Origin of the sequence: Lysobacter alkalisoli, from assembly GCF_006547045.1 — a bacterium.
GTDB lineage: Bacteria > Pseudomonadota > Gammaproteobacteria > Xanthomonadales > Xanthomonadaceae > Marilutibacter > Marilutibacter alkalisoli.
Genome location: NZ_CP041242.1, coordinates 570,135 through 591,178, shown reverse-complemented (window position 1 = coordinate 591,178; position 21,044 = coordinate 570,135). Strand labels below are relative to the sequence as shown.

Below are 21,044 nucleotides of genomic sequence, written 5' to 3'. Positions count from 1 at the left end.
GTTGCAATACGAGGCCACCATAAGTGGTGGCCTCGTCTTTCTGGAGAAAGACAACGTGCGAAAGTTCTCCCTTTATTTCATAGTCATAGCGACCCTTGCCTTTTTCTTTCCATGCCACACTCTCTCAAAGCCTAGAAACACAGCCGAGATCGAGTACAACTCATTGCATGCCACCGAAAGGTCGACCTTCAGACTTTCCGAAGTAGAGCAGCGAAATGCAATCTCGCAAGCCTACGAGCAAGGGTTCCGTCAAAAACTGAGCGATACACATCTGCGCTCTGCATCCGACGATGATCTGATCTGGTTCATCAAGGCAGCCTCGCTTGCCTCAGTCTATTCTCGCCAGCCACTGCCCTTGCAGGATCTGCGCTTGATCCTCTCCGAGAGCGAGCGCAGAGGAATCACGACAGACGACCAGCGCACTACTTTCTATCGCGTACTGATCGGATATCGCCAGTTCGATGAAGCCCGAGACTACCTAGACAAGCACCCTTCCCTCGACGTTGAACAACCGCCCGCGATCGGGGTATCAACAGAATCCGAGAATGGGAAGGAGCAAGCCTATGTCGTCGACCAAGAACAGCACCGGCTTCTTCCACACCTGTTTCACCTGTCCGAAGGAACACATTTGATAGTGATTTCACACCCGCTCTGCGCATTTTCGCGGAGCGCGATGGAGACAGTGGAAACTGATCCGGAACTCTCTCAAGCTTTCGATGGAGTAGCCACCTGGCTGACCCCAGTAGACACCCGCTTGCATTTCAACAAGGTGCAAACATGGAATCGGGACCACCCCAAGACCCAGGTTGTAATTGCAAGGCATCGTCAGGACTGGCCGATGATCGACAGCTGGGCCACGCCCAATTTCTATCTCCTGCGCAACGGTGAAGTGCTGGATCACTTTTCCGGATGGCCCAGGGACGGAAGCAATCGGGAGCGGCTCATCCAGATGCTGAACCGGGGCAGCCTGCTGCCCCGCCCGCAGTGACGAGGATTGCTACTCCCGTCACGCCTCGGCGCTGTTTCACAGGAAACTGTTGACACCTTTTGTCAAGCCGTGTTTATCTCCATACCCATGACGCAGCGCAACAACCATCCGCAGACCGCGATCGCCCGGGCCCACGCCCCGGCCGAGGTGCTGCGCGACGCGCTCCCGCTCCTGATCGCAACCGCCACCGCGGCGCTCATTCTCGTACTCGTACTTATTACCGGGCCAACAAGCGCGGGGTACGGGGTTGCGTAAGTAGAACGAGCAAACCCGAAGGAATACCAGAACCCCGCGCCCGCAACGGCGCGGGGTTTTTCGTTTCAGGCCTGCCAGACCAGACCCACCGCCCTCCCCCCAGCCACCCGCCAGGCAACACAGGAAAGCCAGATCCGTGAGAAGCAACGCCATCAAACAGGGGCCCGCACACGCACCGGCGCGCGCGATGCTGCGCGCCACCGGTCGCGACGACGCCGCCATCGCCAAGCCCTTCGTCGGCGTGATCCACACCTGGACCGACGTGTCGCCATGCAACCTGACCCTGCGCGACCTGGCGCAGGACGTGCGCGAGGGTGTCCAAGGCGCGGGCGGCACCGCGATCGAGTTCAACACCATCGCGATCACCGACGGCATCGCCATGGGCAGCGACGGCATGCGCGCCTCGCTGGCCTCGCGCGAGACCATCGCCGACTCGATCGAGCTGGCGGTCACCGGCCACAGCCTCGACGCGATGGTGCTGCTGGTCGGCTGCGACAAGACCATCCCCGCGGCGGCGATGGCCGCGGCGCGGCTCGACATCCCGACCGTGATCCTCTACGGCGGCACCATCATGCCGGGCAGGTGCCCGACCAAGGACGGCGACGGCAAGCCGCTGACCGTGCAGGACGTGTTCGAGGCGGTCGGCGCGCATTCGGCCGGGCGCATCGACGACGAGGAACTGCACCGCGTCGAGTCGCACGCCTGCCCCGGTGCCGGCGCCTGCGGCGGCCAGTTCACCGCCAACACGATGGCGATGGTGCTGACCTTCCTCGGCCTGTCGCCGCTGCAGCTCAACGACATCCCGGCGATCCATGCCGACAAGCCTGCCGCCGCGAAGGCCTGCGGCGAACTGGTCATGCAGCAGTTGCGCAATGGCGGGCCGACACCGCGCACACTCCTCTCCCCCGCCGCGTTGCGCAACGCGGCACGCGCGGTGTCGGCCACGGCCGGTTCCACCAACGCGGCCCTGCACCTGCTGGCGATCGCACACGAGGCCGGCGTCGCCTTCGACCTGGAGGAGTTCGAGGCGGCGGCGTCCACGCCGGTCATCGCCGACCTGAAACCCGGCGGCCGCTATACCGCGGCGGAAATGTTCCTGCAGGGCGGAACCGCACTGGTGGCGCGCGAACTGCAGGCGGCCGAATTGATCGAGGATGTTCCCACGGTCACCGGCCGTTCCTTTTTTGCCGAGCTCGCCGACGTGCCGGCGCCCGCGTCGCAGGACGTGGTGCGCCCGGTATCGGACCCGATCAAGCCGCGCGGCGGCTACTCGATCCTGTACGGCGATCTTGCGCCGGAGGGCTGCATCGTCAAGCTGGCCGGCCACGGCCGCGACCATTTCGAGGGCCCGGCACGGGTGTTCGATTCCGAGGAGGCCGCGTTCGCCGCGGTGCAGGCGCGCGAGATCCAGGCCGGCGACGTGGTCGTGATCCGCTTCGAAGGCCCGACCGGCGGCCCCGGCATGCGCGAGATGCTGGCGGTGACCGCGGCACTGGTCGGCCAGGGCCTGGGCAACGACGTGGCGCTGATCACCGACGGTCGTTTCAGCGGCGCGACCCACGGTTTCATGGTCGGCCACATCGCGCCGGAAGCCGCGCACGGCGGCCCGATCGCACGCCTGCGCGACGGCGACACGGTGCGCATCGACGTGGCCACGCGCCGCATCGATGTCGATGCCGATCTCGCCGGCCGTCCCGTCGCCGCGTTCCACCCCCGCGTGCGCACCGGCGCGCTGGCCAAGTACGCGCGCGCGGTCAGTTCGGCCTCGAAGGGCGCGGTGACCGCGCCGGGGCCGCTGGATGCCGCGTCGCCGCGCGAGATTCCGGTCTCAGTCGTGCGTGCGGAAGAACCCATCCTCGTCTGAGCCCTTCAACACCCATTCGACACACCGCTCCGATCACTTCACTCCAATCACAACCAGGGACTTCGCAATGACCAGCAGCAAACCCACCATCGCCATCGTCGGCTACGGCAGTCAGGGCCGCGCGCACGCGCTCAACCTGCGCGACTCCGGTTTCGACGTCACCATCGGCCTGCGCCCTGGCGGTCCGACCGAGATCAAGGCCAAGGCCGACGGCTTCACCGTCAAGACCCCGGCCGAAGCCGTGAAGGGCGCCGAATTGGTCGCGGTGCTGACCCCGGACATGGTCCAGCCGCAGCTGTACGGCGAGGTGATCGAGCCGAACATCGACCAGGGCGCGTGCCTGCTGTTCGCGCACGGTTTCAACGTCCACTACCAGCAGATCTCGCCGCGCGAAGATCTCGATGTGGTGCTGGTCGCGCCGAAGGGCCCGGGTGCCCTGGTCCGTCGCGAGTACGAGATCGGCCGCGGCGTGCCGTCGGTGTACGCGGTGCACCAGGACAGGAGCGGCAAGGCCGAGCAGCTGGCGCTGACCTACTGCGCCGGCATCGGTGGCGCGCGCCAGAACGCGATCAAGACCACCTTCAAGGAAGAGACCGAGACCGACCTGTTCGGCGAGCAGGCGGTGCTGTGCGGCGGCGCCACCAAGCTGGTCCAGGCCGGCTGGGAAACGCTGGTCGAGGCCGGCTATCAGCCCGAGGTCGCCTATTACGAGTGCCTGCACGAACTGAAGCTGATCGTCGACCTGTTCTACGAAGGCGGCATCACCCGCATGCACGAGTTCATCAGCGAGACCGCGCAGTACGGTGCGCTGACCCGCGGCCCGTACGTGGTCGACGACAACACCCGCGCGCAGATGAGGAAGGTGCTCGAGGAGATCCAGGACGGCACCTTCGCCCGCCAGTGGATCGCCGAATATGCGGCCGGCAACGCCAACTACAAGGCGATGAAACAGGCCGACCTCGACCACCCGATCGAAGCGGTCGGCAAGAAACTGCGCGCCAACATGAAGTGGCTGGGCAACGCGCCCGCTTCTGCGGCCAAGGCTGCCTGACATGAACGGCGCCCGCTGGCTCACGCAGGCCCTGATCGCCGAAGGCGTGGACACGCTGTTCGGCTATCCGGGCGGCGCGATCATGCCCTTCTACGACGCCCTGCACGGCTCGCCACTGAAGCACGTGCTGGTCCGCCATGAGCAGGGCGCGGCATTCGCCGCCAATGGCTACGCGCGGGCCAGCGGGCGCGTGGGTGTATGCGTGGCCACCTCCGGTCCCGGCGCATCGAACCTGGTCACCGGCATCGCCGACGCGATGCTGGACTCGGTACCGATGGTCGTGATCACCGGCCAGGTCGCCACGCCCTTGATGGGCACGGATGCATTCCAGGAGCTGGACGTGTTCGGCATGATGATGCCGATCGTCAAGCACAGCTTCCTGGTACGTCGGGTCGAGGACCTGCCGCATGTGGTCGGCGAGGCATTCCGCATCGCCCGCTCCGGCCGTCCCGGTCCGGTGCTGATCGACTTCCCGAAGGACGTGCAGGTCGGCGACGCCGACGCGCTGGCCCCGCATGTGCCGCTGGAGGTCGACGACATCCCGCGTCCGCCGGATGCCTCGCTGCACGCGGCGCTGGCGCTGGTGTCGCAGGCGAAGCGGCCGGTGGTCTATGGCGGCGGTGGCATCGCGCTGGGCCATGCGGTCGAGGTGTTCCGCGATTTCGTCAATGCCACCCGCATCCCGACCGTGCTGACCCTGCGCGGACTGGGCGCGCTGCCGGCGGGACATCCGCTCAACCTCGGCATGCTCGGCATGCACGGCACCCGTGCCGCCAACCTGGCGGTGCAGGAATGCGACCTGCTGGTGGTGGTCGGCGCGCGTTTCGATGATCGCGCGACCGGCAAGCTGGCCGAATTCGCGCAGAACGCACGGGTGATCCATGTCGACCCCGATGCCTGCGAGATCGGCAAGCTGCGCCATGCCGATGCCGCGGTCAACGGCGACATCGCCACCGCGCTGAAGGCGCTGACCCTGCCCTGCGCCGCGCACGTGCACGGCCGCCACGCGGTGCCGCGCCGGCAGTGGCTGGAAACCTGCCAGCAGCGCGCGCGCGACCATGCGACCCGCTACGACGCACCCGGCGAGACCGTGTACGCGCCGGCGTTGCTGAAGCGGTTGTCGGAGATCGCACCGGACGCGGTCGTCGCCTGCGACGTCGGCCAGCACCAGATGTGGGTCGCCCAGCACTGGCGCTTCAGCCATCCGCGCCAGCACCTGACCAGCGGCGCACTCGGTGCGATGGGCTTCGGCCTGCCGGCGGCGATCGGTGCGCAACTTGCCCTGCAGAAGCCGCAAGACATGGACGCACGCGTGGTCTGCGTCAGCGGCGACGGCTCGTTCCAGATGAACCTGCAGGAACTGGCCACGGTCGCCCGCTACCGGCTGCCGGTGAAGATCGTCCTGCTCGACAACCAGGCACTGGGCATGGTCCGTCAGTGGCAGGAGCTGTTCTTCGAGCAGCGCTATTCCGAGATCGACCTGTCCGACAACCCCGACTTCGCCGCGCTGGCGGCCGCGTTCGGGATCCCGGCGATGCGCCTGGACCGTGCCGATGCGGTCGAGGACGCGCTGCAGAAGCTGATGGCCATGCCCGGTCCGGCCCTGCTGCACGTCGCCATCGACCAGAAGGCGAACGTCTGGCCGCTGGTGCCGCCGAACCACAACAACAGCGAAATGTTGGATGCGAGTCCATCGCAAAACCCCGCACATCCATGTGCGGACTCTTCAGTAGAAGCCGAATCCTCCACCTCCCCCGCAGCATCCACTTCGGAGACCCCCAGCCATGCGTTATCAGCTTGATCTCACCCTGCGGCAGGCCGAAGGCGCGCTGATCCGCGTGCTGGGCGCCGCCGAGCGCCGCGGTTTCCGCCCACTCGCCGTCGACGGAGAGACGCAGCCCGACGGGGACCGTTGGCATCTGCGCCTGACGGTCGAGGGCGACCGCGCCGACACCGCCCTGCAGACGCAACTGGCCAAGCTCTACGACTGCCTGGCCGTGGAGGTTTCACCGTGCAGCTGAACGAAGCCACCGCGGTCGCCGAGGCCACCGCACCTGCCCACGACACCCCGCCGACGACGGCCGTGGCCACCCCGCAGGTCTGGTTCGACGGCCGCATGGTCGCGATCGACTCGCCGCAGGCGCCGCTGACCACCCACGCCATGCACTATGGCAGCGGCGTGTTCGAGGGCATCCGCAGCTATGCCACCGTCGATGGCGGCGCGGCGGTGTTCCGCCTGCCCGAGCACATGGAGCGCATGCGCAAGGGCGCCGAACTGCTGGGCATCGACTTCGACGTCGACGCCGCCAGCGAGGCGGTGCTGAAGACGCTGCGCGCGAACAACCATCGTGATGCCTACATCCGCCCGCTGGCGTGGCTGGGCAGCGGCACGATCGGGCTGGACGTGGCACCGCTGACCCAGCACATGATGGTCGCGACCATGGCCACCGCCGTGCACCTGGCCGGCAAGGCCGCGCGGCTGGGCGTGTCGGGCTGGCGCCGCAACCCGGCGACGTCGCTGCCGCCGCTGAAGCTGTGCGGCGGCTACATCAACTCGGTGCTGGCCAAGCGCGAGGCCAAGGCACGCGGCTTCGACGAGGCGCTGTTCGTCGACGGCGAGGGCTTCGTGGTCGAGTGCACCGGCGCCAACGTGTTCATGGTCAAGAACGGCAGCATCACCGCGGCCAGCCACCCGGACGCGCTGGACGGCATCACCCGCGCGACCCTGGTCGAGCTGACCAGCGCGCACTCGCGACCGGTGTCGCTGCAGGAACTGAAGGACGCCGACGAGGTGTTCGTGGTCGGCACCGCGGCCGAGGTTGCGCCGATCGCTTCGCTCGACGAACGCGAGTACGGCGACAACCCGTTGACCCGCAAGTTCCAGGCGCTGTACGGACGCATCGTGCGCGGCGGGGACTCCACGTACTCCCGCTGGCTGACTGCGGTCTGACGATGGACGGTGACGTGGCCCGCTCGCAGGACCCTGATGTAGACGTAGTCGTAGGCGTGGCCGACGTGCTCGCCGCGCAGGCACGGCTGCGCCGCCACCTGCCGGCGACGCCGTTGCACTACGCGGAACGCTTCGGCTGCTGGCTCAAGCTGGAGAACCTGCAGCGCACCGGTTCGTACAAGGTGCGCGGCGCGTTGAACGCGCTGCTGGCCGCGCACGAGCGCGGCGATACCCGCACCGTGATCACCGCCTCCGCCGGCAACCATGCGCAGGGGCTGGCCTGGGCCGCGTACCGGCTCGGTGTCAACGCGATCACGGTGATGCCGCGCGGCGCGCCGGCAACCAAGATCGCCGGCGTCTCGCACTGGGGCGCCACCGTGCGCCTGCACGGCGACAGCTACGACGAGGCCAAGGCCTTCGCCTGCGAGCTGGCGCGGCAGAACGACTACCGCCTGCTGTCGGCCTTCGACGATCCCGACGTGATCGCCGGCCAGGGCACGGTCGGGCTGGAGCTGGCCGCGCTGGCACCGGACGTGGTGCTGGTGCCGATCGGTGGCGGCGGGCTCGCGTCCGGCGTCGCGCTGGCACTGAAGTCGCAGGGCGTCAGGATCATCGGCGCCCAGGTCGAGGGCGTCGACTCGATGGCGCGCGCGCTGAAGGGCGATGAGCGCCTGATCGAACCGGTCGCCAGCCTCGCCGACGGCGTGCGGGTCAAGGAGCCGGGCCACCTGACCCGGCGCCTGCTGGCCGAACTGCTCGACGACGTCGTGATCGTGCGCGAGGCCGAGTTGCGCGAGACCCTCGTGCGGCTGGCGTTGGAGGAACACGTGATCGCCGAGGGCGCCGGTGCGCTGGCATTGGCCGCCGGCCGCCGTGTCGCCGGCAAGCGCAAGTGCGCGGTGGTGTCCGGCGGCAACCTCGACGCCGGCGTGCTCGCCACGTTGTTGTCCGAAGTACGCCCGCGCGCGCCGCGCCGCCCGCGCCGCCGCCGTCGCGAACCGACGATGACGATGTCGGCGCAGGAGCCGGCCATTCCAAGCATTCGTCCGACCCACTCCATGACGCCTCCGGCCAAGGCCGCACGTCCCCGAAAGATTGACGAGGAAGTCTTCGCATGAACGACTCCACCGCCCGAGTACGCATCTTCGACACCACCCTGCGCGACGGCGAACAGTCGCCCGGCTTCACCATGAGCGCTGCGCAGAAGATCAGGTTCGCGCATGCGCTGGCTGATCTCGGCGTGGACGTGATCGAAGCCGGTTTCCCGAACAGTTCGCCGGCCGATTTCAATGCCGTGAAGACCATCGCCAGCGAAGTGCGTGGCGCCAGCATCGCCGCGCTGGCGCGCTGCCATGCCGGCGACATCGAGGCCTGCGCGGCGGCGCTGCAACCTGCCGCGGCACCGCGCATCCACACCTTCATCTCCACCAGCCCCTTGCACCGCCAGCACAAGCTCAACATGAGCCGCGAACAGGTGATCGAGCACACGATCATGGGCGTGTCGCTGGCGCGCAAGTACGTCGACGACGTCGAGTTCTCGGCCGAGGATGCACTGCGCACCGAGCGCGAATTCCTGGTCGAGGTCTTCAACGCCGCGATCGAAGCCGGCGCGCGTACCCTCAACGTGCCCGACACGGTTGGCTACACCACGCCGCAGGAAATCCGCACGCTGTTCGAATACCTGCGTGCGAACGTGAAGGGTGCCGATGGTGTCGTCTTCAGCGCGCACTGCCACAACGACCTCGGCCTGGCGGTCGCCAACTCGCTGGCCGCGATCGAGGGCGGCGCGCGCCAGGTCGAATGCACCATCAACGGCATCGGCGAGCGTGCCGGCAACGCCGCGCTGGAGGAGTTGGTGATGGCGCTGCGCGTGCGCGGCGGCTACTACAGCGCGCAGACCGGCATCGACACCACCCGCCTGCTGTCCACCTCGCGCCTGCTCTCGCGCATCACCGGCAACCAGGTGCAGCGCAACAAGGCGATCGTCGGCGCCAACGCCTTCGCCCACGAATCGGGCATACACCAGCACGGCATGCTGAAGAACCGCGATACCTACGAAATCATGCGCCCGCAGGACGTGGGCTGGGACGATTCGCAACTGGTGCTCGGCCGCCATAGCGGACGCGCCGCGGTCGCCAGCCGCCTGCGCCACCTGGGCTTCGTGCTGGACGACGCGCAACTGGACCAGGTCATTGCCGACGCCAAGGCGCTGACCCAGACCCAGCACACGATCACCGACCGCGACCTGCAGCGCCTGGTCGAAGGCGAGAAATTCGGCCCAGGCTGGCGCATCTCCGCGCTGAGCCTGACCGACTACGGCCAGCACACGCGCGCGCATGTCGACCTGTCCGACCCGGAGGGCCAGCACATCATGCAAAGCGCGCAGGGCGACGGCCCGGTGGCCGCGCTGTTCGCGGCGCTGGCGCAGGCGACCGGCGTCGATTTCGAGCTGGAGAGCTACGAAGTGCACAGCATGGGCGTCGGCGCCGACGCGCGCGGCGAAGCCAACCTGAGCGCGCGCATCGACGGCGAAGCGATGACCGGCCAGGGCACCAGTCGCGACGTGCTGGAAGCCAGCGCAATCGCCTGGCTCGACATCGCCAACCGTGTGCTGCGATCACGCGACGCCGTACCGCAGAAGCGGGTCGCGATGACCTGACGCCATGACCTGACGCCATGATCTGAGCAGCCCCGCATCCCTCTCCTACAGCCACACAGCCAATGACCAGCCAACAACCCAGAACACTGTTCGACAAACTGTGGGACGCCCACGTCGTCACGCCGGAGAGCGAAGCCGCCCCGGCGGTGCTCTACATCGACCTGCACCTGATTCACGAGGTCACCTCGCCGCAGGCCTTCTCCGAACTCGAATCGCGCGGGCTGTCGCCGCGTCGCCCGGATCGCACCAAGGCGACGATGGATCACTCCACCCCGACCCTGCCCGCCGACGCCAACGGCGTGCTGCCATTCGCCAATGACCAGGCCCGCGCCCAGGTGCAGCGCCTGCGCGAGAACTGCGCGCGCCACGGCGTCGAACTGTTCGACATGGACAGCCCGCAGCGCGGCATCGTCCACGTGATCGGCCCGGAACTGGGCCTGACCCAGCCCGGCATGACGATCGTCTGCGGCGACAGCCACACCGCCACCCATGGCGCGTTCGGCGCGCTGGCATTCGGCATCGGCACCAGCGAGGTCGGCCACGTGCTGGCCACCCAGTGCCTGCTGCAGCGCAAGCCCAGGACGCTGGCGATCACCGTCGACGGCAAGCTCGGTCCCGGGGTGACCGCCAAGGACCTGATCCTGCACGTGATCGGCGTGATCGGCGTCAATGGCGGCACCGGCCACGTGATCGAGTACCGCGGCAGCGCGATCCGCGCGCTGTCGATGGACGAGCGCATGACCGTCTGCAACATGTCGATCGAGGCCGGCGCGCGCGCCGGGCTGGTCGCGCCGGACGCCATCACCTTCGAGTACCTGCGCAACACGCCGCGCGCACCGCAGGGTCCGGAGTTCGACGCCGCGGTCGAGCGCTGGAAGCAGTTCCGCAGCGACGAGGGCGCGCGTTTCGACCGCGAGGTGAGGATCGACGCCGCCGACATCCAGCCGACCGTCACCTGGGGTACCCACCCGGGCCAGGTCGCGGCGGTATCCGGACGCCTGCCGGACACGCACAAACCCGACGAGGCCAAGGCCCGCGACTACATGGGCTGGCAGGCCGATGCCGCACTGGCCGGACGGCCGGTCGACGTGGTCTTCATCGGCAGTTGCACCAACTCGCGCCTGTCCGACCTGCGCGAGGCCGCGCGCGTGCTGCGCGGGCGCCATGTGCATCCACGCGTGCGCATGCTGGTCGTGCCCGGTTCCGAGCAGGTCAAGCGCGAGGCCGAGGCCGAGGGCATCGACGCGATCGTGCGCGCGGCCGGCGCCGAGTGGCGCGAGCCGGGCTGCTCGATGTGCATCGCGATGAACGGTGACCTGGTCGGACCCGGCCAGCTCGCGGTGTCGACCAGCAACCGCAACTTCGAGGGCCGCCAGGGCAAGGGCGCGCGCACCGTGCTCGCCTCGCCGCTGACCGCGGCCGCCTGCGCGGTGGCCGGCGAGATCACCGACCCCCGCGCGCTCCTGTCGGAGGAAGCGGCATGACCAACCCCGTCATCCCGGCGAAAGCCGGGACCCATTTCGACTTTTTCCGGGCGCCGTGGATTCCGGCTTTCGCCGGGATAACGAACCCCGGTTCCCAGGAGTGTCCATGAATCCCTTCACCACCCTGACCTCGCGCACCGTGGTCCTGCGCGAGCGCAACATCGACACCGACCAGATCATCCCGGCGCGCTTTCTGACCACCACCGAGCGCAGGGGACTGGGCAAGCACGCCTTCAACGACTGGCGCCATCTTGCCGACGGCTCGCCGAACCCGGACTTCGCGTTCAACAAGGCCGGGAACGCCGGGGCGAAGATCCTCGTCGCCGGCCGCAACTTCGGCTGCGGCTCCTCGCGCGAGCACGCGCCATGGGCGCTGACCGACCTCGGCCTGCGCGCGGTGATCAGTGCCGAGATCGCCGACATCTTCCGCAGCAACGCGCTGAAGAATGGCCTGCTGCCGATCGTGCTCGACGAGGCCGTGGTCGACGAGCTGCTCGATCGCCCCGGCATCGAGTTGAGCATCGACGTCGCCACCCGCACCGTCACCCTGCCGGGCGGCAGCACGGTCGAGTTCCCGCTCGACGCCTTCGCCCGCACCTGCCTGCTCGAAGGCGTCGACCAGCTCGGCTATCTGCTCAGACAGGCCCCCGCAATCCAACGCTATGAGGAGACCGCTTCAATGGAGACCACACCGATGGAGATCTGCCATGCGCGCTGACATCGTCGTCCTGCCCGGCGATGGCATCGGCCCGAGGTCACCGCCGCCGCGGTCGATGTGCTGAAGGCCGTCGGCAAGCGCTACGGCCACGACTTCCGTTTCGAGGAAAAACTCATTGGCGGCGCCGCCATCGACGCCATCGGCGAAGCGCTGCCGGCCGATACACTCGAAGCCGCGCGGTGCGCCGACGCGATCCTGCTGGGCGCGGTCGGCGGTCCGAAGTGGTCCGACCCCAAGGCACCGGTACGCCCCGAACAGGGCCTGCTCGCGATCCGCCGGGCGCTCGGGCTGTACGCCAACCTGCGCCCGGTCAAGCCGCACCCCGCCGCGCTTGGCTCATCGCCGATCAAGCCGCACCTGCTCAACGGGGTCGACATGATCGTCGTGCGCGAACTGACCGGCGGCATCTACTTCGGCGACAAGACCCGCAGCGAGACTTCGGCCAGTGATCTGTGTGAGTACAGCGTGGCCGAGATCGAGCGCGTGGTACGCCGCGCCTGCGAGCTGGCCCGCGGCCGCCGTGGCAAGGTCACCTCGGTCGACAAGGCCAATGTGCTGGAAACCTCGCGACTGTGGCGCGAAGTCGCGACCCGCGTCGCCCGCGACGAGTTCCCCGACATCGAGATCGAGCACCAGCTGGTCGACTCGATGGCGATGCACCTGCTGTCCAGGCCGCGCGAGTACGACGTGATCGTCACCGAGAACATGTTCGGCGACATCCTCACCGACGAAGCCTCGATGCTGGCCGGCTCGCTTGGCCTGCTGCCGTCGGCATCGCTGGGCGAAGGCAGGATCGGTCTGTACGAGCCGATCCACGGTTCGGCGCCCGACATCGCCGGCCGCGGCATCGCCAACCCCTACGCGACCATCCTCAGCAGCGCTCTGCTGCTGCGCCATTCGCTGGGACTGGAGGACGAGGCGCAATGCGTCGAGAAGGCGGTATCAGGCGCGCTCGACGCCGGCCTGTTCACTGCCGACCTGGCCCCGGCCGGGCGCGGCGTGTCCACGAAGGAGGCGACCGCGGCGGTGCTGGAACAGCTGCAAATCGAATGCCATCCTGTGGTGATGCGGGATTGAGACCGGCTTCGGCTTGCGCATCGTCATGCCCAGCCGGTACGGTGCGGGCATGAACAAGCCATTCCACTTCGCAGTCCCGCCACTGTTGCTGGCCCTCGCCGCCTGCAGCGGTCCCTCCACCTCGCCATCGCAGGCGGAAGCCGAAGTCCCGACTGAAGAGACCGTCGAGACGCAGCCTGTCGACCTCTTCCTCGAACGCATCGCCACCCACTGCGGCCAGGCCTTCGCCGGCCGCATCGTCGCCAACGATCCGCCGCCGGAAGCCGAAGACCCGTTCACCGGCAAGCCGCTGGTGATGCACGTGCGCGAATGCCATGACGATGGCATCAACATCCCCTTCCACGTTGGCGACGACCACTCGCGCACCTGGGTGCTGACCCGCACCGAAGACGGTCTGCGCCTCAAGCACGACCACCGCCACGAAGACGGCAGCGAGGACGTGCTGACCATGTACGGCGGCGACACTACGAGTGCAGGTACCGAAGTCCGCCAGGAGTTCCCGGTCGACGTCGAATCGCAGGAACTGTTCAACCGCGAAGGGCTGACCGTGTCCACCACCAATGTCTGGGCGATGGAGATCGAGCCCGGCCAGAGCTTCGCCTATGAGCTGGCCCGCCCCGGCCGCCTCTTCCGGGTCGAGTTCGACCTCACCGAACCGGTAGACACTCCACCCACGCCGTGGGGCCACGACTGACCCGCCGCACCTGCTCTTATCAGGTAGCGGCACTCCTCGGCCCGTCGATACGTCGCTGGCTCAGCGCGTTCCGGCGAACTCCGGACCCACCAGCCGCAGGTTCCTGTCCAGATAGGCGCGTAGCTTCGAGCTTGGGGCCTCAGGTGCGTCCCCACCCAAGTGTGCATGCAACATCGTTTCCAACACGTACATGTAGCCTTCGCGCGGGATGGGATCGCCTGGTGAATGTGCGCCATCGGGTTCGACCAGCAACGTCGCTGGCTTGCCGAGCGAACTCAAGGTCGCGGCGTAATGGGTCACGGCGCGGATCGGCACGCGCTCGTCCTGGCCACCGGCAACTAGGGCCAGGGGGCGACGCAGCATGCCCGCGTGCGCCAGCGGCGACTGGGCGCTCAACCGGGCCATGGCCGCGGCATCGCGGATGTCGATGCCGTTGTGCCGCAACATCTGTTCGAGGTCGAATCCGGGCGTGGTGCCGAGCTCGCCCTCGTCGACGTTCCAGCGCATCAACCAGGCGAAATCGGAAGGCGGCGAGCCCGCAACGCCGATCTTGAACAGCTCCGGCTGGAAGGTGACGCCCAGCAAGACCGCGTATCCGCCGAAAGAATGGCCGACGATGCCGACGCGGCCCGCATCGCCGATGCCGTGGGCTAGCAAGTAGCGCACGCCATCGACGATGTCCTGCTGCACGCGACCATTGCCGAAATCGCCGCGCGCGGCCAACGCGTAGCGTCGACCATGTCCTGTCGAACCCCGGAAGTTGGGCTGGAACACCGCGTAACCGCGATTGACCAGGAACTGGGCGATGCGGTCGTAGCGGCCGTAACCATCCTCATTGTGGCTGAAGGGACCGCCATGGACCTGCGCAACCAGGGGCACCCGCGCCGGGTCGGCACCGGGTGGCAGCAGCAGGAAGCCGCGCACGCGCATTCCGTCCGAAGCCGTGTAGGCGAACGGAATCTCGCGTGCGCTCACTGCATCGTTCAAACGCGATCGTCGGCCGAACTCCGCCAAGATGCGCCGAAAGCCCCTGCTGCGTGGGTCGTACAGATACCACCGGGCGTCCGGCGAGCTGCCCAGCGACGACACCAGCCACTGCGCGCCAGGACCGGCGCCGATCGAGATGCCCAGCACGCGATGCGGGAATCGCGCCCGGATCGCATCGACATGTGGCTCCGCGTCGCTGATGCCGTAACTCGCCGCTTCAATGCTGCGATAGCTGGCGATCATCGGCAGGTGGGTCAGCGGATGGGTGGCGAGCTGATCGAGATCGGCCTCGCCGCGCGGGTCTTGATGGACCGTGTGCAGCGTCCCGTCCGGGTCCAGGCGCATCACCCCTTTCAGATCGGTGCCGAAGTTGCTGCGCAGGTACAACTCATCGCGCGCGGTACCGGCCAACAGCGAGCCGCTTTCGCCGTTGTCCCAGCGCAGCACCTCGCGCAGCCTGCCATTTGGCTCCATGCGTTCGATCAGATGGGCATCGCGACCGTCGTAGCGCATCAGGAATTGCAGATTGCCGTGCGCATCCAGGGTCAAGTCGTGGATCCACAACGAATCCTCGCGCAATACAGTGCGGCGTCCGCGAGTATCGATGCGGACGATACGCCAGCGCTTGCGTGCCGGCGAGCGCAGTTCCTCGCGCACGATTAGCGCAGCCGGTTGCGAGGGATCGACCATCATCGTTTCACGTCGGGTTGTGCCACCCAACTCGATCCGTATACCAGTGCCTGACTGCAGCGCCAGACTCGATACAAAGCGGGCACCTTGCAGGAACAACCATTTCCCGTCCTGTGACCAGCGCGCTTGTTGCGCCGTGGTCCGCGGCAACAGATTGCGCGCGTGGCCACCGGCGGTCGGCAACACCCACAGGCTGCGCGCGTCGCCGCCCTGGTCGACCAGATAGGCGACATGACGGCCATCGGGCGAGAGCGTCACGCTGCTGAGCGGCGGCACGGCGACGAATTCGGCACGGCTCAGGTGCGGCGCGGGACTGCGCGCGCTTTCGACTGCGGTCGCGGCGCGCAGCGCAGCCGCATCGTCGCGAACAGTGGCCGCGCTGGAGCACGACAGGACGAGGCAGGCCAATGCCCCGAGTAGGGTCGGGATCGGATTCATTGCATTTCCTTGGACTTGGACCGGATCAACCCCGGCAGAGCGGAAATCCGGTGGCGCTTGGGACAGCGACTGCACCGGGCTCCCGCTCGCGGGCATGGCGGTGTGGATCTGTTGCCGATCAGGCATGGGCCGGCTGGGCGAGCGGCGCGTCCTGCCATTGCTCGCGCACCGGATAGATCAACCACAACGCGGCCAACGCCGGCAGGCTGAGCGCGCCACAGGCGACCACCCACGCCCAGCGGGCCGCCGGCGAGAGGCCGATGCGCGCCGTGCGCCAGATCGCGGCCAGCAGCGAGAGCAGCATCAGCACACCGGCCAGCAGCCACATGCTGCGTGGCACGGGAGGCGTGTCCATCTCCGCAAGCGGCATGGGCGGTGCGAACCAGCCGGTCGCCTTGCGCCACACGGTGTCCACCAGCGGCGACAACCACCAAGTCCGATAGCGGTACAGCGGCGGATGGTCGTATTTGATGGTGCGTCGGGCGATGAGTTCAACTTGGCCATCGCCATCGACGCGCACGATCTGCTGAAACGGCACGCCGCCTGTAGCGAGGTGCGCGTTGTATTCGTAGACGAACGAGATCAGGTAGCCATCGAGCAGCTCAATCTGGGTGATACGGCTCAGATCGCCGATCGCCCCCGGAGTCGGAATCCGGAACCTGGGCTGCAGCAGATCGAAACCTTCGGTCACCGCACGCGCATCGTAGAGATAAAGCGCGCGGCTGCTGAGGATCGCCATCGTTTCGCCGATCATATCGGGGAATCCGGAGATGACCTCGCCCGGCGGCAATTGCGTGCGCTGGTAGATCCGCCCGGACTCCTTGTCGTACTGATAGCTGGCATCGACATTGACGATCAAGCGCTCGCCATCGGTCAAAGCAGGCGACGGGAAGGCCGCATGATTGGCGCCGATGCCGAGCTCGCCCTTGGGCTGCCGGTCGACCACACCCACGCCGACGAAGCGCATGCGATCGTGACTGAAGGTCCATTGGACCTGCTTCTCGGCATCGCCGAACCGCGTGCTTGCCCCGAGTGCCGACAGATTGCTCATCTCGTGCCGCGCCGGCGCGTAGGTCCAACTGCGACCGTACTCGAAGGTCTCCGACAGGGCGATCTGCTCGCGCCATAGCGGCGCCTCCGGATGACGGCTGCCGGCCAACCCCTTCAGCAGCAAGTCCTGCCCCTTGGCCATCTGCGCTTCCTTGGTGCCGCCGGGCAACGGCACCGGGATGTTGTTGGGGTGCGAACCCTGCGCAATCCAGACCATCTCCACGCCGAAGCTCAACAGCACCAGCACCGTGAACGCGCCGAACTGGACCGGCACCGCCGTCGCCAGCACCGCGGGCAGACGGCGCGGAGGCTCGCCCAGGTCGGGCTTGAACGCCACCGCAACCAGCGTAGCCAGCACCGCCAGCACCATCGCCTGCACCGCCAACATGCCGAACCCACTGGCGTCGCTGAACAAGAAAAACCCGGGCAGGGTCAGCACCATCCACGCATAACGACGCCCACCGAGCATTGCGTAGGCGCCGGCAAGGTAGCCGCAACAGGCCACCAGCCCCGCCGCCAACGGGATTAGCCAATGCCGCAGGTCGACGACGCGCGCGGTCATCGCGTCCTGGTAACCGGCAATGATCACCACTGGCAGCGCGACGCCCAGCGTCATCAGCACGGCCCCGCGCCGAACAGCGCCGTAACGATCCGCAACCGCAGCACCGGCCGATGCAGCAGGTTCAGCCACTGGTTTGGGCGGCGATAAGTGCCCGCCTGGTACATGCCGAACAGGAGGCCCGCCAGCACATACACCGCACCGATAATGCTGTAGTTTTCCCAAGTCAGCTGGGCCAGGTCGGTCGTCCGCGCCATGAAGCCCAGCAGCACAAGATGCACGGCGAGAAACGCGAGGGCCCAGTTTCGGAAGCGCAACAGTTCAGCCTTGAACAAATCCCACATGGTGTTCCCCTATCAGGTCGTTGCGATCGCGCTTGCGGGCGCGGCGTGGTTCTTGGCCAGAAATCCGTTGACGGCGCGATCCAGACTCACAGGCATGCTCTGCACGGAACGCGCACCGGCGGCGCGCAGGAAATCGCCGAACTCCTCGTCCTGATCCAGCACCAGGTAGTGATGCAAGCCATCCAACCTCTGCACCTGCAATAGCCCCGGCACCTTCGACAGCTCGGGCCCCTTGAACGGCACGTCGGCCACCCACAAGCTCACCCGCGCGCAGAAATCTTCCGGCGCCGACACATGTTTGAGCTGGCCGCGTTCGAGGATGATCAGGTTGTCGGCGACGCGCTCGATCTCTTCCATCTGGTGCGAGCAATAAATCACCGTGCAGCTTTCGACCGCCTGGCTGTACATCAACGATTCGAGAAACGCACGCTTGGCGACAACATCGAGCCCGAGCGTTGGCTCATCGAGCACCAGCAATTCCGGCCGTTGCGCCAAGGCGAGAGCGATGTTGAAGCCGGCACGTTCGCCGCGCGAAAGCTGGCCAACCTTCTGTTCCGGCAACACGTGGTAATGGCCGATGACTTCATCGAAAGCGTTTTGATTCCAGCGTTGTGCGTAATGATGTCGCTGCATCGCGATCACCGCGCCCACCTTCAACCAGCCGGGCAGCGTGTGTTCTTCGTTGACAAAACCGATGCGACCTCGGTCTGCCGACGTGAGCTGCTGGCTGTCACGGCCGAGGATGCGCGCCTCACCCGCGCTCGGCGGCAGGAAACCGAGCAGGATGCGGAACAGCGTCGACTTGCCCGCGCCGTTCGCGCCAACGATGGCGTGAATGCGGCCGCGCGGAATTTTCAGATCGAGGCGATCGAGGGCGAGCTTACGGCCGTAGCGTTTGCTTAGCGCGTGGGTTTCGATCACGAATTCTGAGCTGGATCCGGACATGGAAGATCTCGAAAGAGTTTGTTGATGAGCAATCGGGGTGGGCGACGGGGTCGGCACGTAATCAACTCGGAAGATCAGGCGGTCTTGCGGGGCGCCAGCGCGAGAAATTCGAGATGCAATCGCGCCTGCACCTCGTCAGGCGGGTAGTCGAGCGCGATGACATCGTTGAGGAAGCGCTGGATGGCGTCGTCGAGACGACGTTCGCGTTCGGCGTCACTCAGGCGCTGCCGCGGCTTGGCCACGTACAGGCCAAGGCCTTGGCGCGACTCCAGCCAGCCCTCGTTGGTTAGCTCGGCATAGGCCTTGGCGACGGTGTTGGGATTGACCGTGAGCTGCTGCGCCAGCCCGCGCACGCTAGGCAGTTGGTCGCCGGGGTCGAGCTCGGCGGTGGCGATCTTCATCCGGACGGCGTCTACGATTTGCTTGCTGATCGGGCGCGGATCGCCGGTAGCGATCTGGATCATCAGTGCCTGGGGGCGGGCCATGACCTGTCCTATCTGTACTGTGTGTCACAGTACAGTACGAACATCAGCCCCTGTCAAGTACCCAACTGTCGGTGGCGCGACGGTGACGCGCGCATGAAACAAGAGCGTCCGGGGGGACGCTCTTTCTCAGCCACTTACCCCGCCCGGCACTGCAGCCGGGGCTGGCCTCAGCCAACATGCGTCGGCACCTTCACCCGGAACCACGCCGCATACAGCGCCGGCGCGGACGCCGTGCCCCACCGATCGTCCACGGCATCCCATGCGATGATTGGGCATTCATCGATGGCGGGGAAAGTCATTGGCGGACAAGCGTTACATCCTGGCCATCGACCAGGGCACGACCAGCTCGCGGGCGATCCTGTTCGACCACGATGGCGCGGTGGCCGGGATCGCCCAGCGCGAGTTCACTCAGCTGTTTCCGCAGCCGGGCTGGGTCGAACACGACCCGCGCGAGATCCTCGCCAGCGTGCGCTCCACCATCGTCGAGGCGATGACCCGGGCCCAGGTCGGCGCCGCGCAGATCGCCGGCATCGGCATCACCAACCAGCGCGAGACCACCGTGGTGTGGGACCGCGACACCGGGCAGGCGATCCACAATGCCGTTGTCTGGCAGTCGCGGCAGACCGCCGGGATCTGCGAGCAGCTCAAGCGCGACGGTCATGATGCCCTGGTGCGCGAGCGCACCGGCCTGCTGCTCGATGCTTATTTTTCCGGCACCAAGGTCAAGTGGATCCTCGACCGCGTGCCCGGCGCGCGCGAACGCGCGGCGCGCGGCGAACTGCTGTTCGGCACGATCGACAGCTGGCTGTTGTGGAACCTGTCCGAGGATCGCGTCCACCTGACCGACTGCGGCAACGCCGCGCGCACGCTGATGTACGACATCCACGAGCGGCGCTGGTGCCCGGGCCTGCTGAAAATACTCGACGTACCGGCGGCAATGCTGCCGGAGGTGCGATCGAACAGCGAGGTCTACGCATACACCGCGCCCGACGGCATGTTCGCCCGGCGCATCCCGATCTGCGGCATCGCCGGCGACCAGCAGGCGGCGCTGTTCGGCCATGCATGCTTCGAGCCGGGCATGGCCAAGAACACCTACGGCACCGGCTGTTTCGTGCTGATGAATACCGGCGACAAGGCGGTGCGTTCAGACAATGGCCTGCTGACCACCATCGCCTGGGATCTCGACGGACAGGTGGAGTACGCGCTGGAAGGCAGCATCTTCGTCGCCGGCTCGGCGGTCCAGTGGCTGCGCGACGGCCTGGGCATGCTCGACAAGGCCAGCGACAGCCAGGCCCATGCCGAGCACGCGCAATCCAGCGAAGGTGTCTTCTTTGTTCCGGCCTTCGTCGGTCTCGGCGCACCGTACTGGCGCAGCGACGTGCGCGGTGCGATGTTCGGACTCACCCGCGGCACCCGCAGGGAGATCTTCGTGCGCGCGGTGCTCGAATCCCTGGCCTACCAGACCCGCGACGTGCTGGAAGCGATGCAGGCCGACTCCGGTATCGCGCTCAAGGTCCTCAGTGCCGACGGCGGCGCGATCGGCAACGACTTCATCGCGCAGTTCCAGGCCGACATCCTCGACGTGGCGCTGGACCGCCCGCGCAACAGCGAGGCCACGGCCTGGGGCGCAGCCTGCCTGGCCGGGCTGGCGACGGGGTTCTGGGAAAGCCGCGAGCAACTTGCATCCCAGCGCAAAATCGAGCGACGCTTCGAACCGGAAATGGAAGCGCACCAACGCGAGACTCTGTACGCAGGCTGGAAGCGCGCGGTGCAGGCGACGCTGGCCTTCAGCGTCGACGACTGACC

At 67.1% G+C, this 21,044-nt stretch carries 17 protein-coding genes and 1 pseudogene; 13 read left to right on the top strand and 5 right to left on the bottom strand.

Going from position 1 to position 21,044, the window contains the following annotated elements:
• Position 1: 1 nt before the first annotated feature.
• The 12 genes and pseudogenes from FKV23_RS02590 (at position 2) to FKV23_RS02535 (ending at position 13,740) form a co-directional block, all read left to right on the top strand.
• Positions 2–988: a hypothetical protein gene (locus FKV23_RS02590; protein ID WP_141622456.1), complete on the top strand. Its 987-nt coding sequence runs from the start codon at positions 2–4 to the stop codon at positions 986–988.
• 391 nt (positions 989–1,379) lie between these two features.
• The gene (ilvD, locus tag FKV23_RS02585; RefSeq protein ID WP_141622455.1) at positions 1,380–3,107 is read left to right on the top strand and encodes a dihydroxy-acid dehydratase; all 1,728 of its coding nucleotides are present in this window, start codon (positions 1,380–1,382) and stop codon (positions 3,105–3,107) included.
• 67 nt (positions 3,108–3,174) lie between these two features.
• Positions 3,175–4,158 (top strand): ketol-acid reductoisomerase, encoded by a 984-nt coding sequence (gene ilvC, locus FKV23_RS02580; protein WP_141622454.1) that lies wholly within the window; start codon positions 3,175–3,177, stop codon positions 4,156–4,158.
• A 1-nt stretch (position 4,159) separates the two neighbouring features.
• Positions 4,160–5,959 (top strand): acetolactate synthase 2 catalytic subunit, encoded by a 1,800-nt coding sequence (gene ilvG, locus FKV23_RS02575; RefSeq protein WP_141622453.1) that lies wholly within the window; start codon positions 4,160–4,162, stop codon positions 5,957–5,959.
• On the top strand, positions 5,943–6,179 hold the full coding sequence (locus tag FKV23_RS02570; protein ID WP_141622452.1) for an ACT domain-containing protein: 237 nt from the start codon (positions 5,943–5,945) through the stop codon (positions 6,177–6,179). Before ilvG ends, FKV23_RS02570 begins: the two co-directional genes overlap by 17 nt.
• Positions 6,170–7,108, top strand: coding sequence for an aminotransferase class IV (locus tag FKV23_RS02565; protein WP_141622451.1), 939 nt, complete (start codon positions 6,170–6,172; stop codon positions 7,106–7,108). Before FKV23_RS02570 ends, FKV23_RS02565 begins: the two co-directional genes overlap by 10 nt.
• A 2-nt stretch (positions 7,109–7,110) precedes the next feature.
• Complete coding sequence (locus tag FKV23_RS02560; protein WP_141622450.1) at positions 7,111–8,226, top strand: threonine dehydratase; 1,116 nt, start codon at positions 7,111–7,113, stop codon at positions 8,224–8,226.
• The gene (locus FKV23_RS02555; RefSeq protein WP_141622449.1) at positions 8,223–9,767 is read left to right on the top strand and encodes a 2-isopropylmalate synthase; all 1,545 of its coding nucleotides are present in this window, start codon (positions 8,223–8,225) and stop codon (positions 9,765–9,767) included. The genes FKV23_RS02560 and FKV23_RS02555 overlap by 4 nt, the downstream gene beginning before the upstream one ends.
• A 62-nt stretch (positions 9,768–9,829) precedes the next feature.
• Positions 9,830–11,251: a 3-isopropylmalate dehydratase large subunit gene (gene leuC / locus FKV23_RS02550; protein WP_141622448.1), complete on the top strand. Its 1,422-nt coding sequence runs from the start codon at positions 9,830–9,832 to the stop codon at positions 11,249–11,251.
• A 106-nt stretch (positions 11,252–11,357) separates the two neighbouring features.
• Positions 11,358–11,969 (top strand): 3-isopropylmalate dehydratase small subunit, encoded by a 612-nt coding sequence (gene leuD / locus FKV23_RS02545; protein ID WP_141622447.1) that lies wholly within the window; start codon positions 11,358–11,360, stop codon positions 11,967–11,969.
• Positions 11,959–13,046, top strand: a pseudogene (gene leuB / locus FKV23_RS02540) (3-isopropylmalate dehydrogenase). Before leuD ends, leuB begins: the two are co-directional and overlap by 11 nt.
• A 49-nt stretch (positions 13,047–13,095) precedes the next feature.
• Positions 13,096–13,740, top strand: coding sequence for a hypothetical protein (locus FKV23_RS02535; RefSeq protein ID WP_141622446.1), 645 nt, complete (start codon positions 13,096–13,098; stop codon positions 13,738–13,740).
• Between the two features lie 60 nt (positions 13,741–13,800).
• Here the strand turns inward: FKV23_RS02535 and FKV23_RS02530 are convergent, their stop codons facing one another.
• The 5 genes from FKV23_RS02530 to FKV23_RS02510 form a co-directional block, all read right to left on the bottom strand.
• The gene (locus tag FKV23_RS02530) at positions 13,801–15,855 is read right to left on the bottom strand and encodes a S9 family peptidase (RefSeq protein ID WP_167284910.1); all 2,055 of its coding nucleotides are present in this window, start codon (positions 15,853–15,855) and stop codon (positions 13,801–13,803) included.
• A gap of 118 nt (positions 15,856–15,973) precedes the next feature.
• Positions 15,974–17,527, bottom strand: coding sequence for a hypothetical protein (locus tag FKV23_RS02525; protein ID WP_167284908.1), 1,554 nt, complete (start codon positions 17,525–17,527; stop codon positions 15,974–15,976).
• The gene (locus FKV23_RS02520) at positions 17,521–17,808 is read right to left on the bottom strand and encodes a hypothetical protein (protein ID WP_141622443.1); all 288 of its coding nucleotides are present in this window, start codon (positions 17,806–17,808) and stop codon (positions 17,521–17,523) included. Before FKV23_RS02520 ends, FKV23_RS02525 begins: the two co-directional genes overlap by 7 nt.
• Positions 17,809–17,820: 12 nt before the next feature.
• The gene (locus FKV23_RS02515; protein ID WP_141622442.1) at positions 17,821–18,753 is read right to left on the bottom strand and encodes an ABC transporter ATP-binding protein; all 933 of its coding nucleotides are present in this window, start codon (positions 18,751–18,753) and stop codon (positions 17,821–17,823) included.
• 74 nt (positions 18,754–18,827) lie between these two features.
• On the bottom strand, positions 18,828–19,238 hold the full coding sequence (locus tag FKV23_RS02510) for a GntR family transcriptional regulator (protein ID WP_141622441.1): 411 nt from the start codon (positions 19,236–19,238) through the stop codon (positions 18,828–18,830).
• Between the two features lie 298 nt (positions 19,239–19,536).
• Here FKV23_RS02510 and glpK point away from each other — a divergent pair, with 298 nt between their 5' ends.
• On the top strand, positions 19,537–21,042 hold the full coding sequence (gene glpK, locus FKV23_RS02505) for a glycerol kinase GlpK (RefSeq protein ID WP_141622440.1): 1,506 nt from the start codon (positions 19,537–19,539) through the stop codon (positions 21,040–21,042).
• Positions 21,043–21,044 lie beyond the last annotated feature (2 nt).